This is a genomic window from Desulfitobacterium hafniense DCB-2 (assembly GCF_000021925.1).
Lineage (GTDB): Bacteria > Bacillota > Desulfitobacteriia > Desulfitobacteriales > Desulfitobacteriaceae > Desulfitobacterium > Desulfitobacterium hafniense.
This window is the reverse complement of sequence record NC_011830.1, coordinates 1581826-1596408: the sequence shown is the minus strand read 5'-3', so window position 1 is coordinate 1596408 and position 14583 is coordinate 1581826. Positions and strand designations below refer to the sequence as shown.

At 48.9% G+C, this 14583-nt stretch carries 16 protein-coding genes and 1 riboswitch; of the genes, 2 read left to right on the top strand and 14 right to left on the bottom strand.

What is annotated here, in order from left to right:
* Positions 1–18 precede the first annotated feature (18 nt).
* The 14 genes from DHAF_RS07490 to DHAF_RS07425 all read right to left on the bottom strand — a co-directional run bounded on the left by DHAF_RS07490 (position 19) and on the right by DHAF_RS07425 (position 12452).
* Positions 19–648 (bottom strand): Gx transporter family protein, encoded by a 630-nt coding sequence (locus DHAF_RS07490; RefSeq protein WP_005817206.1) that lies wholly within the window; start codon positions 646–648, stop codon positions 19–21.
* Positions 635–1024: a NusG domain II-containing protein gene (locus tag DHAF_RS07485; protein WP_011461457.1), complete on the bottom strand. Its 390-nt coding sequence runs from the start codon at positions 1022–1024 to the stop codon at positions 635–637. The genes DHAF_RS07490 and DHAF_RS07485 overlap by 14 nt, the downstream gene beginning before the upstream one ends.
* Positions 1025–1062: 38 nt before the next feature.
* Positions 1063–2205, bottom strand: coding sequence for an FAD:protein FMN transferase (locus DHAF_RS07480; RefSeq protein WP_005817208.1), 1143 nt, complete (start codon positions 2203–2205; stop codon positions 1063–1065).
* A 280-nt stretch (positions 2206–2485) separates the two neighbouring features.
* Positions 2486–3166 carry a bifunctional phosphoribosyl-AMP cyclohydrolase/phosphoribosyl-ATP diphosphatase HisIE gene (gene hisIE / locus DHAF_RS07475; protein ID WP_005817209.1) on the bottom strand — a complete coding sequence of 227 codons (681 nt, stop codon included), beginning with the start codon at positions 3164–3166 and terminating at the stop codon, positions 2486–2488.
* A gap of 56 nt (positions 3167–3222) precedes the next feature.
* On the bottom strand, positions 3223–3984 hold the full coding sequence (gene hisF, locus DHAF_RS07470; RefSeq protein WP_005817210.1) for an imidazole glycerol phosphate synthase subunit HisF: 762 nt from the start codon (positions 3982–3984) through the stop codon (positions 3223–3225).
* A 21-nt stretch (positions 3985–4005) separates the two neighbouring features.
* A complete protein-coding gene (gene hisA / locus DHAF_RS07465) occupies positions 4006–4752 on the bottom strand; it encodes a 1-(5-phosphoribosyl)-5-[(5-phosphoribosylamino)methylideneamino]imidazole-4-carboxamide isomerase (protein ID WP_041271928.1) in 747 nt (248 codons plus the stop codon).
* Positions 4724–5359 (bottom strand): imidazole glycerol phosphate synthase subunit HisH, encoded by a 636-nt coding sequence (gene hisH / locus DHAF_RS07460; RefSeq protein WP_015943474.1) that lies wholly within the window; start codon positions 5357–5359, stop codon positions 4724–4726. Before hisH ends, hisA begins: the two co-directional genes overlap by 29 nt.
* A 16-nt stretch (positions 5360–5375) precedes the next feature.
* Positions 5376–5966 carry an imidazoleglycerol-phosphate dehydratase HisB gene (gene hisB, locus DHAF_RS07455; protein WP_274532758.1) on the bottom strand — a complete coding sequence of 197 codons (591 nt, stop codon included), beginning with the start codon at positions 5964–5966 and terminating at the stop codon, positions 5376–5378.
* Positions 5967–6009: 43 nt separating this feature from the next.
* Positions 6010–7092 (bottom strand): histidinol-phosphate transaminase, encoded by a 1083-nt coding sequence (gene hisC, locus DHAF_RS07450; RefSeq protein ID WP_015943472.1) that lies wholly within the window; start codon positions 7090–7092, stop codon positions 6010–6012.
* Positions 7086–8366: a histidinol dehydrogenase gene (hisD, locus tag DHAF_RS07445; protein ID WP_015943471.1), complete on the bottom strand. Its 1281-nt coding sequence runs from the start codon at positions 8364–8366 to the stop codon at positions 7086–7088. The genes hisC and hisD overlap by 7 nt, the downstream gene beginning before the upstream one ends.
* 35 nt (positions 8367–8401) lie before the next feature.
* Positions 8402–9073 (bottom strand): ATP phosphoribosyltransferase, encoded by a 672-nt coding sequence (gene hisG / locus DHAF_RS07440; RefSeq protein ID WP_015943470.1) that lies wholly within the window; start codon positions 9071–9073, stop codon positions 8402–8404.
* 576 nt (positions 9074–9649) lie between these two features.
* Complete coding sequence (locus tag DHAF_RS07435) at positions 9650–10684, bottom strand: virulence RhuM family protein (RefSeq protein WP_015943469.1); 1035 nt, start codon at positions 10682–10684, stop codon at positions 9650–9652.
* A gap of 273 nt (positions 10685–10957) precedes the next feature.
* On the bottom strand, positions 10958–12109 hold the full coding sequence (gene hisZ, locus DHAF_RS07430) for an ATP phosphoribosyltransferase regulatory subunit (protein ID WP_015943468.1): 1152 nt from the start codon (positions 12107–12109) through the stop codon (positions 10958–10960).
* Position 12110: 1 nt separating this feature from the next.
* Entirely contained in the window at positions 12111–12452 is a 342-nt protein-coding gene (locus tag DHAF_RS07425; RefSeq protein ID WP_015943467.1) for a YerC/YecD family TrpR-related protein, read from the bottom strand.
* A 198-nt stretch (positions 12453–12650) separates the two neighbouring features.
* A riboswitch (SAM riboswitch) is annotated at positions 12651–12751 on the top strand.
* An 80-nt stretch (positions 12752–12831) separates the two neighbouring features.
* Here DHAF_RS07425 and DHAF_RS07420 point away from each other — a divergent pair.
* Positions 12832–13854: a methionine ABC transporter ATP-binding protein gene (locus tag DHAF_RS07420; protein ID WP_015943466.1), complete on the top strand. Its 1023-nt coding sequence runs from the start codon at positions 12832–12834 to the stop codon at positions 13852–13854.
* Complete coding sequence (locus DHAF_RS07415) at positions 13847–14524, top strand: methionine ABC transporter permease (protein WP_015943465.1); 678 nt, start codon at positions 13847–13849, stop codon at positions 14522–14524. Before DHAF_RS07420 ends, DHAF_RS07415 begins: the two co-directional genes overlap by 8 nt.
* The last annotated feature ends 59 nt before the right edge of the window (positions 14525–14583 follow it).

The following is a 14583-nucleotide window of genomic DNA, read 5'->3' as shown; positions in this document are numbered from 1 at the left end:
ATTCTTTTCTATTGTTTCCTATTCTTCCCTCCGCTCTATCATCCCGGTTTTAATCTCAGCACGGGGAAGGTCCTCGTCCTCTTCACTCTTGAAAGGGATCTGTTCTTCCTCATTCACATCAGGTTCGGCGGTCTTAGCAAAAATGTCCTTTTTACTCACTTCATTAATGGCCAATTCGCCTATGCTCCCGGTGATCAAGCCAGTAACCACCGCGGATATAAGAAGGATCGGCAAATAGTAGAACACCACCACTTGACCAAGGATGAAGGACGCTACAGTGATCTGGGTCGTATTGTGAACGATGGCCCCGACAATGCTGACTCCTTTAATGCTGAAAAATCTGGAAAGTTTTTTATAAAGCAGCCACATGACCAAGGCACTTAAGAGACCGCCCGTCAAGCTGAAGGCCAGCATCATCACACCCCGGGTCAGTATAGCCACCACGAAGCACCGGACTACCACGATAAATAAGACATCCTTCAACCCTAAAAAAGCAATGGCAATCATCGTGATAATATTGCCCAGGCCCAGCTTAATCCCCGGCACGGGAATGGGCACAGGAATAAAGGATTCCAGAAAAGATATGATAATCGCATTGGTAACTAAGATGATAATTATGGCAAAACGCTTATTTCTATTCATATTCATCACCCTCAATAGTCACGATAGTTCCCGCAGGCAGGCAGGCCGCGAAATCACCGGGCTTGCTCAAAGATCCGGTTTTTACACAGATTTGATCGGGGCATTGGGATTCTAAAAATCTAATCTTGCCATTCTCAGCAACGATCGTCAAGGCAATGCCGCCTTCATAATGGAAATGCTGAGGCTCAGTGACTTTATCCAGATTGATCCTGGCCACTTCCTTGCCGTCCCGGGTAATCACTGCAATGCGTTCGTGTTCCCCATTCCCCCCACCTGGATTAAGCTGATTCCAGAGCCAGGGCACCGCCGCTCCAACTCCGATGATCAGCACAACCAGAATAATGAGCAAATCACCTTTTTTTCTTTTACCTTCTGCTTGCATAGTTCTCTCCAGTCCCCTATATCCGGCAATTAGTAAGTTCAATCTTTGACGAATTCGTACTCTTTGCTTTCGTCAAAAAATTCAAAGCTGTCCTTTAACCCATCTGTGACATAGATCTTTTTATCTCTGGTGATAAAAACCGCTTCCACCCCGCCATAGTTTTCGAGCATCTCCCGGCCTTTTTCCAAACCGAGAATATATACTGCCGTATCCAGAGCATCAGCCAGCAAAGAGGAATCCGTCACCAAGGTGACGCTCATCAAATCCGATTGGGCCGGATAGCCTGTGTGAGGATTGAGAATATGGTGGTAGCGCACCCCGTCTACTTCAAAATAGCGCTGATCATCACCGGCCGTCACAACCGCTTTATCCGCCACAGTAATCATACCCACGATCTGATCCTCTTCACCGGCAGGACGAGGGTTACGCACCCCTACGGTCCAGGAGCTGCCATCCGGCTTAGTCCCCAAGGTCACCACATTACCGCCGAGGTTGATAAAAGCTGAGGTGATGCCTTGCTTTTTATAGACTTCAATAGCCGCATCTCCGGCGTACCCTTTGGCAATACCACCCAGGTCCACCATCTGGCCTGCTTGTTTAAGATAGGCTGTGTTTCCCTCAATAAGCAGATTTTTATAATTAACAAGAGGCAGCAGCTCTTTCAATTCTGTCTCAGAAGGAATCCGGGCATTGTCCGTACCAATCCCCCAGCTTTTCACGATGGGACCCACAGTCACGTCAAAGGCTCCGCCGCTGAGTTCAGCTACTTCCTGAGATTCTTTCAAGACAAGCAAGGTCTCCGGCTGGAGTTCTACACTTTGCTTCCCGGCATAATCATTGAGTTTATTAACGTCTCCTCCTGGAGCATTGAAGGTCAAAAGTGCTTCCAAACTCTTTATCTTCTCCAGTGCTGCGTCGATGGCAGCCTGTCCATTATCGCCAAAGACTCTTTGCGATATTACCGTACCCATGGCAATATCCGTGCTTTCAAACTTCTTAACTTCTTCCTGTTGTACAGGTTTCCCATTGCATGCAGTCAGTAGTCCCAGTGTTATCAAGGCAACTGCTACAAACGATAGTTTTTTTCTTCCGCACTTTTTCTTGTCAAACAACAACTCCAGCTCCTTTATCTCTAAACCCTCTTTATTGCTTATAGTGACCAGCCTAGCACTCTGTAACACCTAATTCCTCATTCTTCCGCCTTGTCCTGCGCAAATTTCCCTCGCCGGGCACGGCGAGTTTTAAGTGTTAGAAAGTACTAGAATTAGCTTAACCCGATTTACCTTAATTCTCTACAAATAATACCATACGAATCTTGAGATTAAAATAGCTTATCCTTTAATCACAGATCTTACACAACTGCTTTCTCAGCACTCTATATTGCCATGATACAACCCTACAAAAAAATCCCTGCAAGGGTGCCTTCGCGCTCCCCTTTGCAAGGATTCTTTGTGTGCCTGACTATTTTCTTCGTGACAGCAGCTCCTGGGAAATAGCCTCCAGGCTTACCCCCCGTTCTTCCAACAGGACCAAAACATGATAAATGAGGTCTGAGACTTCGTAGCGAATTTCCTCAGCCGAACTGTTTTTTGCAGCAATGATGGTCTCCGCGCATTCCTCCCCAACTTTTTTGAGGATCTTATCAAGCCCTTTATCAAACAGATAGGTTGTATAGGCTCCTTCCGGACGTTCCATATTTCGTGAATGAATCACTTCCGCCAGCAGCTCCATGGTCCTGCCCAAGGGTATTGCCGGAACTTCTTCAGGCGCTCCCAGAGTTACATAGCCTTCTCCCTGGACTCCATAATGAAAGCAGGAGTAAAACTCTTCATGACAAGCCACACCCTTTTGCCTGACCGTCAGCAGAATCGTGTCCCGGTCACAATCAAAGCGGAGATCCACAACTTCCTGGGTATGGCCTGACGTTTCTCCTTTCAGCCACAGAGATTGACGGCTGCGGCTGTAATACCAGGCCCTTCCCTCCTGAAGGGTGCGCCTGAGTGCTTCTTCGTTCATATAAGCCAGCATCAGGACCTCTCGCGTATCCACATCCTGCACCACGACAGGAATTAAACCATCAGCATTCCAGCGTATCCCTTGGGGGAGCTGGGTCTGTGATTCTTTAGAGTTAGATGTATTCATCAAATCTTCGCCTCTTTGCCTATGATTTAGTTTGGTTTTGCTGCGGGAGAACCCATCTAACCCTTCCTCACCGGAATCCCCCGCTCCTCCAGATAAGCTTTCGCTTCCCCAATGCTGTATTCCTGATAATGAAAAATCGAAGCGGCCAACACCGCATCCGCCTCCCCTATGGTCAGCCCTTCTGCCAGATGCTCCAGAGTTCCCACCCCGCCGCTGGCAATGACCGGCAAAGAGACTGCTCTGCTTACAGCCCGGGTCAGCTCCAAATCATAGCCATTTTTCGTCCCGTCCCGATTCATGGAAGTCAGCAGGATCTCACCGGCACCTAAGCGCTCCACTTCCTCGGCCCACTGCAAAACATCCTTCCCGGTGGGAGTCCGCCCGCCATGGATATAGACTTCCCAGGCTCCCGGACGGGTCTGCCGGGCATCGATGGCTACGACGATACATTGGCTGCCAAAAGCATGAGCCCCTTCCTCGATCAGTCCGGGAGTCTGGACAGCCGATGTATTCAAGGATACTTTATCCGCTCCGGCTCTGAGCATCTTGCGAATATCTTCCACCCTGCGCAGCCCCCCGCCAATGGTAAAAGGAATAAACACTTGTTCCGCCGTTCTGCGCACCACCTCGACCATGGTCTCCCGTCCTTCAGCCGATGCCGATATATCGAGAAAAACCAATTCATCTGCCCCTTCTCGATCATAGAGAGCCGCCAATTCCACCGGATCTCCGGCATCACGGAGATTGACGAAATTTGTTCCTTTGACTACGCGACCTTCATGAACATCCAGACAAGGTATAATCCGTTTCGCTAACATCAATCTTCCCCCTTGCCGTTCTTATTTGCCTTCACTACGCTGACCAACAACCCTCAGGGCCTCTGCCAGCGAGAAGGCACCGGCGTAAAGAGCCTTGCCCACAATGGCCCCCTCAAGGGACACACCTCTATTCGCTTCTTCCTGGAGCAGCCTGAGATCTTCCAGCCGGGAAACCCCGCCTGAGGCCACTACCTGCAGACCGCTTAAGCGGGCCAATTCAACGGTGCTTTGAATATTGGGACCCTGAAGCATACCGTCCCGGGAAATATCCGTAAAGACCAGATGCTTAACGCCCACCTTCTTCATGCGCAAAGCCAAATCCAGAGCCTTAATCTCAGTCTTCTCCGCCCAGCCCTGCACCGCTACCAGGCCATCCTTAGCATCAATTCCTATCACGACGGCTTCCTCAAAGCGCTGGACTGCTTTTTCCACCAACTCAGGGTTGCGCACAGCTACTGTACCGAGGATAACCCTTTCAACTCCTAATTTCAGGAGCTCCTCTATTCTCTCCAGAGTCCGAATCCCTCCGCCAACCTGCACCCGCAGCCCGGAGGATTGAATAAGCTTAAGTATCACGGCATCATTGACCGGCTTACCGGCAAAGGCGCCGTCCAAATCCACCACATGGAGGGAGTCCGCTCCTTGTTCCTTAAACTTCCGGGCTACTTCTACCGGCTGCTCCCCATAAACGGTAGCATCTTCCATTCTTCCCTGAAGCAGGCGGACGGCTTTTCCCTCTTTAAGATCGATGGCTGGAAACAGTCGCATCCTCATTCACCCACTTTCCAAAGTTCTCCAATAGCTTAAGACCCCAAGGACTGGACTTCTCAGGGTGGAATTGTGCTCCCCAAACATTATCCCTTCCCACCAAAGCCGGAAAAGGCACTCCATAGTCGCTCATTCCAGCAAGAATCTCCTGCTCCTCACTGGCCACATAATAGGAGTGAACAAAATAAAAATAAGCTTCATCGGGAATCCCCTCAAGAAGCCGGCAAGGCTTTTCCTGATGAAGGGTATTCCAGCCCATATGAGGAATCTTGCGGCCGGCCGGGAACCTGACCACTCTCCCGGGGAGCAGTCCCAATCCCTTATGCTCACCATGCTCCTCCCCGACTTCAAAGAGCACCTGCATGCCGAGGCAAATCCCTAAGAAAGGCTTTCCTGAATGGGCGTAGTGGATTAAGGGCTGAATCCATCCCTTTTCTTCAAGAGCTGCCATAGCATCGGCGAATGCTCCCACTCCCGGCAAAATGATGCCCTTCACAGCCATCAGTTCAGCGGGAGATTCCAGAACCTTAGCCGGATATCCTAATTTCCAGAGGGCTTTTTCCACACTGCGCAAATTTCCGCGACCATAATCGATGATTCCTATCATAGCGAAAAAGACCTCCTTAAAGTACTCCCTTTGTCGACAAAACTCCTTGAAAACGAGGATTCTCGCGGAGAGCCAAGCCCAAGGCCCGGCCAAAACCTTTGAAGATCGCCTCCAGAATATGATGGCGGTTCTTGCCGGAGAATAACCGCATATGCAAGGTTATGCCCGCCTGAACGGATACCGCCCGGAAAAACTCCTCCGCCATTTCCACAGGGAATCCTCCTACCATCCCCTCGGGACACTCCACATCCCAAACCAGATAGGGACGATTGGAGAGATCCAAAGCAACCTGCACCAAGGCTTCATCCATGGGAAGAAGAGTATCGCCTACCCGCTCAATGCCACGACGCTCCCCCAAGGCTTCCCTGATAGCCTGCCCGAAAACAATGCCGCAGTCTTCGATGGTGTGATGAGGGTCCACCTGCAAATCCCCTTCAGCGGCTACTTCCAGATCAAGATAACCAAACCGGGCCAAGGCTTCCAGCATATGATCAAAGAAGCCGATACCCGTATCGACCTGAGCCGTACCGGCTCCGTCAAGATTCAGCTTAACCCGAATCCTGGTCTCTTTGGTTTGACGTTCAATGTGTGCTTCACGCATTTCCAAAACCTCACTTACAAGGTGTTATCCTATGACTGAAATGACTGAGCTATTTTAGAATCTCCCCAAGTGCTTTGATAAGTCTCTCATTCTCTTCAGGCAAACCGGTGCTAAGCCGCAGAGCCTTGCCCACCAGCGGCAGATTCCCCATAGTGCGGATCAAGAAACCCTTCCCGATCAATTCCTGATAGACCCGGTCCGGATCCTCGGGCTGAAAAAGAAGGAAATTAGCCCGGGTTGCAAAAACCTTTACCGAAGCAAAAGCGGTCAGAGCCTCAGCGATCCTGGCCAGTTCAGCGATCAGAATCCGACCTTGTTCAGCATATTCCTCCCCATAATTCAGTGCGATCACTCCCGCTTTTTGGCTGAAGCTGTTCACATTGAAAGGCTGCCGGGCCCGGTTCAAGGCTCCGATGATGGAGGGTTGTCCCAGAAGATAGCCAAGCCTGAGAGCAGCCATGGCAAACAGCTTGGAAAAGGTCTTCATCACTAAGAGATTGGGGCAGTATGGAATCTGATCCACAACACTCTCCCCGGAAAACTCTCCGTAGGCTTCATCCACAATGACGATCTTGCCCGACTCTGCCACGATTCTCAGTATCTCTTCCCGAGGGAACAGGGTTCCCGTAGGGTTATTGGGATTGCAGAGGACAATCATATGGACCTGAGGTTGGGCCGCTGCCTTAAGTATCCCTTCCACATCCAGGCGGAAGTCCCTGCTGGTTTCGGTGAGAAGAAGCGGAACTTCCAGAACCTCCGTGCCGGTCACCCTGGCCGCAGCTTCATACATACTGAAGGTGGGCGGATGAATAACCACAGCTCCCTTCTCGCCGCCAAAGGTCGTCATGAGCAGCTGGATCAGCTCATCAGAGCCGTTTCCTGTTAAAATCCCCTCAGCGGGCACTCCTGTATAGCGGGAGAGGGCCTCCTTAAGTTCTTGAGCCCCACCATCAGGATAACGGTTAAAAGCAATGGCTGAACCCAATAATTGCTCAATCATTCCTGGGGGCCAAGGCAGAGGATTTTCATTGGCATCCAAGCGTACACAGTCCGGGATGGACTTGCTTTCATAGGCTTTTAATGTTCGTATGGATGGTCGCATCCATTCTTCAAGGTTCATTTTATCTACCATAGCTTCCTGGCCTCCACAGCCCGGGCATGGGCTTCGAGTCCCTCTTTCCGGGCTAAATGAGCGATGTGCTTGCCGTCCCGCTGCAGGGCCTTTTCCGAATAACTGATCACACTGACTTTCTTCATAAAGGTATCCACATTTAACGGAGAATAAAAGCGGGCCGTACCTCCCGTAGGCAATACATGATTGGGGCCGGCAAAATAATCGCCTACAGGTTCCGGTGAGAAACGGCCCAAAAAGACAGCTCCGGCATTTCTTACCCGGCCCAGCCAGCTATAGGGTTCCTTAATCACCAGTTCAAAATGTTCGGGAGCTATCTGGTTGACTAAATTCATGCCCTCAGCCAGATCCTTAACCAAAATCGCCGCCCCATAGGTCTCCCATGAGGCTCGGGCGATATCCTGCCGTGGCAGCAGCTTTAATTGACGCTCCACTTCCGCCACCGTCTCCTCCAGCACTTTCCGATCAGGAGAGACCAAAATGGAGGAAGCCAAGGGATCATGCTCAGCCTGGGAAAGCAGATCGGCGGCAAGCTCTTCCGGCTGCGCGGACTCATCGGCTAAAATGAGTATCTCACTGGGACCGGCCAGCATATCAATATCCACGGTGCCAAAGACCTGTTTTTTGGCCAGGGTGACATAAATGTTCCCCGGTCCGGTGATTTTATCCACAGGAGAGATTTCCCCTGTGCCAAAGGCTAAGGCGGCAATGGCCTGAGCCCCTCCTACCTTATAGATTTCCGTGACTCCGGCTTCCGCGGCGGCTACCAGGACCTCCGGCAGCAAGCTGCCATCCTTGCGCGGCGGACTGACCATCACGATCTCTTCGACCCCTGCTACTACAGCGGGGACTGCATTCATCAGCACTGAAGAAGGATAAGCAGCGGTTCCCCCCGGTACATAGATGCCAACCCGTTTAAGGGGTAGCAACAGCTGCCCCAGAATACTGCCGTCTTCCTGGGCATCCAACCATGAGGTGCGTTTTTGCTTTTCGTGGTAAGAGGTGATCTTCTCCTTAGCAAGCCGCAGAGCTGCCAGGAATTCTTCATCCACCTGAGAGTATGCCTTCACTAGTTCTTCTGCTCGAACGCGCAGCCCGGATGGGCGGAGATCCACTCCATCAAATTTTTCCGTTAAGGCATAGAGGGCTGAATCCCCTTCTTTCTTAATCTCAGAAAGAATTTCCGCTACCTTATGTTCCAGCAATTGATCATCGCCATAGGATTTGCGCGTAAGCATAGTCAAATCCAATTCCTCAAGGGTCTTAATCTCCATAGCTGTTCCCTCCATCTTAGCCAACTCTCCCGAGCTTAAGGAGCTCTGCCGAGAAGCTGACGCAGCCTCTCAGTCAGCTCATTAATGCGTTCATGCTTCATCCGATAAGCGACACGGTTGGCAATCAATCTTGTCGTCGCTTCGAGAATGGGAGCAATTTCTACCAGTTTATTTTGCCGCAATGTAGTGCCGGTGGACACGATATCCACAATCATCTCCGCCAGCCCTACCCGGGGGGCCAGCTCGATATTGCCATGCAGCTTAATGGGCAGAACCTGCATCCCCTGCTCCCGGAAAAAGTCTTCCGCTACCCGGGGAAACTTGGTGGCCACCCGCTGATGATTTAACCCGCTCAGATCAAATTTGCCGTCCGGCAGGCGGGGAGGCACCTTTTCTTCCGGCATAGCTACGACAAAACGGCAATAGCCGAAACCAAGATCCAAAAGCTCCACCACGTCTTTGTTTTCTTCCAGCAGGGTATCCTTACCGACAAAGCCTATATCCGCCGCCCCATATTCCACAAAGGTGGGAATATCCGTGGGGCGGCAGATGATGATCTGAGCTTGAGCCTTTTCCAGAGGAAAGACTAATTTCCTCGACTCTTCACTGACCTCTTGGCATTCAATTCCTATCTTCGTCAAAACCTCCAGGGAGTCTGTCAATAATTTTCCTTTAGGAAGAGCGATGGTTAAGAAATTCCGAGCCAACCTCTCTCAACTCCTTGACCTTTATTTTATCACTTTAACTAGTTAAAGCATTAGCGTATTATGGTTATTATAACAACCTCATTTTTCCCTGGCAATAGTTTTTTAATATTTAATGACTTCCGGTGAATTTCCTGCCTCTTCTACCCATAGCTTCAGGACTGCCTGTAAGAGTAACAACATGTCCCAGAACGCGACAACGTTGTCGTGTTCTGGGACATGCTAAAATCAATACCGCAGAAACTCGGCAGATCATTTTTTCGCTTGATCTTTTGTAAGATCGGCTCATGCTGAAGAATCTGTTCAAATGCTTGCCGCATCTTTGTTCGCCATACTTTTTCTACATGTTTAATCTTATCCTTGTGACCAGTAATAAGATCTCCTTTTCCTCTTATTACTTTTCACAAGCAAATATACGAGCTTCTGGGTCGTACGGGTAACGATCAAGACGGTTATTATAACTGGCAGCTACCGCTTTTTCCACTGTTGCCAATACATCATTCCCGGGGAGAAAGACAATTATGAAAATCATAATTTGGCATTTATTCAACGCACTCCCTTTAGCTTCCGAACATTTCTTCACTCTTGATCATTGCCAATACTGTCTATCAACCTATCGAAATCTGACATAAAAAGCCTGTCCTGAATGACACGATATTTTTCAAACTCACCCTCCGCAAATTCCTTAGCAATTGCAGTGGTCACTTTTCCCGCATTTTCTAATATATCCTTTTCATTGAACTGCAGAAAAGCATTGAGCCTTTTGGCCCAGTCTTCCATTGTCATTGGAATATTCTTCTCCGCCTGGCTTTCAGCGTAATCAAGATACATGGTAACGAAACGGTCCAATGATCTGATTTCTTTTTCCGAAAGGTAGTTCTTGGCGACAGAAACATCGCTTTTTACGATTTTGCCATGTGGCGCGTTTTTCCATGTAGTCAGACCCATATGGGCTTTTATGCTGTCCGCTCTGTTATAAATGACTTCTGCCGCCGTGCAGCCATGAATCGCATAATGCAGTTTGTTTTGAACGGTCTTAAAGAAATCCTTTGTCAATTTGGTGTGAAGATTATAATCTACAGCAGTAGCATAAATATCCGTAATTTTTTGATAGAACCTTCTTTCACTGGCTCTGATTTCTCTGATTTCTTCCAGCAAATGCTCAAAATAGTCTTCATTCAAGAAGGTCCCGTTTTTTAATCTTTCTTTGTCCAAAACATAGCCCTTGATGGCAAAAGTACGTAATACACCGGTTGCCCACTGTCTGAATTGAGTTGCTCTGATTGAGTTTACTCGATAGCCGACCGAAATGATGGCATCAAGGTTATAGAACTTTGTATTATACTCTTTCCCATCAGTTCCAGTATGTCGGAATTCCCGACATACTGAATTTTCGTCAAGCTCTCCCTCGTTGAAAATATTCTGTAAATGCTCAGTAATTGTATTTCTGCTTTTATCAAAAAGCTGGGCAATCAATTTTTGAGTTAACCAAACTGTCTCATCTTCAACTCGAACTTCTATTGTATTTTCATTTGCTTGCGAAGAGAATATTAGAAATTCTGCTGTACTGTTTCTGATTTGTAATTTATCCTGACGCTTTTTTTTATTATCCATCACAGCAATACCTCCAAAAACATGTAAACTATTGTCATAATATAACTAAGACCAAACATATGTTCAGATCAACTACTAAACATATATTTGGTCTCAAAAACTTAAGTTACACTTCGCGAAAAAACTACTTTCTGCACAGTTATTTACGCATTCGATTCCAAATCGGCTGAACTAGCTTGGTAGGGGAAATTAAAAAACGCATGCGAGGTCTGTTATGCTTCATTATCTGCTAAATCCTAACCTAACTCCAATCAACCGGAAGCATGTCTTTAATCACCTTACGCACACTATTTCCTTAATTCCTTTACGGTCGGCTGATGCTACAGCTTGTTCCCGAGTCAGAGGTTCCAGACACATCTCCACTCGTTTCCCCGTTTGGCGGAGTTTCCGAGCTTCGGCGATCACTTGGGAAACATCACTGCCGCAGACAAAAACCTCCGGGCTTTCAGCATTGGAGCAGGCCATTTGTTCGATGATCGCCTTGAGATTGATCGCAAAACCAGTGGCCGGGACATCCTCCCCAAATTCACCGTACAGAGCGTCATAGCGCCCTCCCTCAACAACGGGGAAACCCACTCCGGGAACATAGCCTTCAAAGACCGCCCCCGTATAATAGCTGAAGCCGCGCAGAATACCCAAATCCAGAGACACATAATCCTGGACTCCGAAATCCTTTAAGTACCGATAGACCTGCCTCAGGGCAGCCACCGCTTCCAGCAGGGAAGGCCGCCGGCTCCACTCCAGAACCTGATCCAGCATATCCTCTTGGCCGTGAAGATGGGGAAGCTTTAAAAGAACGTCCTGAACCTTTAATTCAAAACCGTAGTCCTTAACCAACCGCTCAATCCCCACAAAATCCTTGCGGGCCAGCTTCTCCTGATAATGGAGCTGGAATTCCTGAGGAACCCCCAACTCGGCCATAATACCGGTAAAGATCCCCATATGTCCCAAATTGATTTGAAAGTCCATGCCGCCGATTTGGCGGAGAGCTTCAATCGCTAAGGCGACCACTTCGGCATCCGCCGCAGGAGAGGCCGAGCCAATCAGCTCCACTCCCACCTGCCTGAATTCTTGTTTATGAGATTTAGAATAGCGGAAGACATCTGCTGCGTAACATAAGCGCAAAGGAAAGGTAGTCCCCCGCATCCGGGTGCTGACCATCCGGGCGATGGGAGTGGTTAACTCCGGACGCAGCACCAGGACATGGCCCTGACGATCAAAGAGCTTAAAAAAACTATCCTCTTCCTCTTCGACCGGCTGGATGCATGCCCCATACTCCAAGGTCGGAGTGACAACCTTCTGATAAGCCCATGCTTTGAATAAATCCAGCGCAGAGGCCTCTGCCCGCTCTTGTAAGGCTAACTCATCAGGAAGAAGATCATGCATCCCTTCCGGGATTCTTAAGCCCAGAGAACTTCGCAGCATATTAATCCCCCCCCTTTTCCTTCTCCTCCAGACGCTTCAGGACCATCTGATAACCGTCGGCCCCAAAGTACAGGCACCGCTTAACCCGGCTGATAGTCGCCGTACTGGCACCTGTGGATTGGGCGATGGTGGTATAGGTCACATTCTTCTCCAGAAGTTTGGCCACTTCCAGACGCTGAGCCAAAGACTTAATCTCCGCCACCGTAGCGATATCCTGAAAGAACCTATAGCACTCTTCCCGATCCTTTAATAATAAAATAGCGTCAAAAAGCGCATCCGTTGAGGAATCACGCAGGCGCTGATCAATTCCCTTGAAATCATCGTCTTTATATTCATCCATCATCGATCATCTCCTTATACTTCTATACTTTAATTTATTAAAGTATAGGGCCCTTGTCAATATTCATAGCCTCTCTTCAGAAAATTTGTTTAACCTTCCAGAACTTTCTATTGAAAAAATTACTTGCCAAGACTCTATGCTTTATGTTAATATAGTGTCTATCAAGATTTCGACTGAAACTTGGTACAAAGTTAATAAACACTCTTATCCAGAGTAGGTGGAGGGACTGGCCCGATGAAACCCGGCAACCGACATGAAAATGCACGGTGCTAAATCCTGCAGGAAATACTGGGAGATGAGAGGAAACCCGACTATAACTCTGCGGATTTCCTCGTGGAGTTTTTTGTTATATTCAGTTAGAACCTAACGAGGGGGAACAGCGTTGATTAGAATTGAGAACTTAACAAAGGTTTACACCTCCCGCAAAGAGCAAGTTACAGCCATTGAAGATATCTCCCTGCATATTCCCAAAGGAGCGATTTACGGCATCATCGGTTTAAGCGGTGCCGGTAAAAGCACCCTGGTCCGTTGCATCAATCGCTTGGAAGAGCCCACCGGGGGTAAAATCATCATCGATGGTCAGAATTTAACAGCCATGTCCGCGGCAGAGCTCCGGCAAGCCCGCCAAAAGATCGGCATGATCTTTCAGCACTTCCATCTGCTCCAGTCCCGCACCGTTTTTGATAATATTGCTTTTCCTTTAGAAATTGCCGGTTTTAAAAAACCAGAGATAGCAGAGAGGGTTAAGGAGCTGCTTCCCCTAGTAGGCTTGGAGGATAAGGCCCATGTCTACCCTTCCCAGCTCAGCGGCGGTCAAAAGCAAAGAGTGGGGATTGCCCGTGCGCTGGCCACCAACCCTAAAGTGCTCCTTTGCGATGAGGCCACTTCCGCCCTTGACCCCCAAACCACTTTATCTATCTTGAATCTCTTAAAGGATATCAATCAGCGTTTCGGCTTAACCATTATTATGATTACTCACGAAATGAAAGTGGTTAAAGAGATCTGCACCGATGTGGCCGTCATCCATGAGTCAAAAATCGCTGAACAAGGGCCTGTGGAATCCGTCTTTATTCAACCCCAGTCCAGCGTCGCCAAGGAATTCATCTCCACTGTATTTCCCAATGAACTCCCTGAAGATTTGCTTCGTGAACTGGCCACTCATCCCAATTCTCAGATTGTGCGCATCCAATTCCTGGGTTCACGGGCATCGGACCCCATCATTGCCGACCTTATGAAAGAATGCGAGGTTCGGGCCAATATCCTTTATGGAAGCATCGACCACCTCCGCTCCACTCTCTTTGGCACCTTAACCTTGGAGCTGCAGGGAGATCCCGGACAACTGGCTTTAGCTCATCAATATCTAGCCCAGCGCGAACTCAAAGTGGAGGTGATCCAAAATGTTTGATTTTACCAACCCTCAATACTGGGAAACCATCTATCAACTTCTGGTCCCTGCTACAGGAGAGACCCTATACATGGTTATGGCCTCTACTCTGCTGGCTTATCTTCTTGGTGTTCCTCTGGGGGTCATTCTGGTCATCTCTTCTCCCGATCATATCTCGCCGAATCCTTGGATAGAACGCACCCTCGGCACAGTGATCAACATCTTTCGCTCGGCACCTTTTATCGTTTTGCTTCTGGCTTTGATTCCTGTCACTCAAGCCATCATGGGCACATACATCGGTACCGACGCTGCAATAATCCCTCTGGTCTTTGCCACAGCACCTTTCGTGGCCCGCATGGTGGAGAGTTCGCTTAAAGAAATTCCTTACGGAGTCATTGAAGCGGCCCTATCCATGGGCTCTTCCCCTTGGCAGATTATCCGTAAAGTTCTTTTGCCTGAAGCCAAGGCCTCTCTCATCTTAGGCGCCGCCATCACCACGATCAGCGTCGTCGGCTATACCGCCATGGCGGGGACCATAGGAGCCGGTGGCTTAGGAGACGTGGCTATCCGCTACGGGCATCAACGTTTTCGGACCGACGTGATGATTATGACCGTCATCATTCTCGTGATTATCGTCCAATTGGTTCAACTCTTTGGCACCAAACTGGCTCGCCGGATTAGTAACCACTAAGCATGTTCCAAGCGCTCACTCAAATTCATGGCGGGCGATACCGGTACTCCTGTCAAGTT